The organism is Bacillus cereus group sp. BfR-BA-01441 (assembly GCF_022663075.1).
Classification (GTDB): domain Bacteria; phylum Bacillota; class Bacilli; order Bacillales; family Bacillaceae_G; genus Bacillus_A; species Bacillus_A cereus.
Map to the genome: position 1 here is coordinate 1 of NZ_JAKUEU010000328.1, position 275 is coordinate 275.

The following is a 275-nucleotide window of genomic DNA, read 5'->3' on the forward strand; positions in this document are numbered from 1 at the left end:
ATAAAAGAAAAAATACAGGACCAAAAATGGTCTTATGATCAAGTTCGGTCATGGCGAAACGGAGAACTTGATTCGTTTGTTTCAAAAGAAGAAAAATCAGAATTAGAAAAGAAATTGAATGAAGTATTAGAGAATCAACAGTTACAAAATCAATTTAATCAAGCACTCGTTCAAAAATTGCAAGAAATTACGAATGAATTGGTTACGACAAAAGAGCATTTAGCGAATACGGAGAAAAAATTAACTGAAGTAGAAGGTAAAAATAGTGAATTAGA

General features: G+C 30.2%; 1 pseudogene. It reads left to right on the top strand.

The features are described from left to right. A pseudogene (locus MR107_RS30735) lies at window positions 1–275 on the top strand (MerR family transcriptional regulator); the annotation flags it as partial.